Genomic DNA, 705 nt, shown 5'->3' with positions numbered 1-705 from the left:
ATTGCTGACCATCTGCACCGGCAGCGCTGGTGAACAGGCTAGCGAGTGTGAACGACGAGGTAGCCGCTGTGTTCAGGTTGGTTTCGTCGACCTGCAGGCTCAGGCTGCCCAGCTCTTTGGCGCTGATGCTTGGGCCGTCGTCCAGGAAGCTGATGGCCTTACCAATGTTCGCAGTGGCAGTCGCAGTGTCGTTGTCGCCATCGGTGATGGTACCGACCACGCTGATTTTGCCGTCCAGCGTCGCACTGGCTTCGTTGTGGCTGTTGCCACCGACCGGGTGTTTAACCGCACGCTCTTGGTTCAGGCTGATCTTGCCGTCAGCAGTTACGCTGACAGTGAAGACCACCACGTCGCCGCTGATGGTACCAATCACCTCACCTTCAGCATTGAGGCTGAGTTTGACTTCCTCACCGGTCAGAGTGTCGAACAGCCCGCTGTCCTCACTCTCAACTTTCAGCGCGAAGTCCAGCGATTGCTGACCATCTGCACCGGCAGCGCTGGTGAACAGGCTAGCGAGTGTGAACGACGAGGTAGCCGCTGTGTTCAGGTTGGTTTCGTCGACCTGCAGGCTCAGGCTGCCCAGCTCTTTGGCGCTGATGCTTGGGCCGTCGTCCAGGAAGCTGATGGCCTTACCAATGTTCGCAGTGGCAGTCGCAGTGTCGTTGTCGCCATCGGTGATGGTACCGACCACGCTGATTTTGCCGT

At 58.9% G+C, this 705-nt stretch carries 1 protein-coding gene; it reads right to left on the bottom strand.

Going from position 1 to position 705, the window contains the following annotated elements; all coding sequences use genetic code 11:
• Positions 1 to 705, bottom strand: a 705-nt coding sequence (locus AO726_RS21230) for a DUF5801 repeats-in-toxin domain-containing protein (RefSeq protein WP_241492097.1), incomplete at both ends; no start/stop codon positions are given.

The organism is Pseudomonas sp. TTU2014-080ASC (genome assembly GCF_001446935.1).
GTDB lineage: Bacteria > Pseudomonadota > Gammaproteobacteria > Pseudomonadales > Pseudomonadaceae > Aquipseudomonas.
The sequence above is the reverse complement of the archived record's forward strand: the minus strand, read 5'-3'. Positions and strand labels throughout refer to the sequence as shown.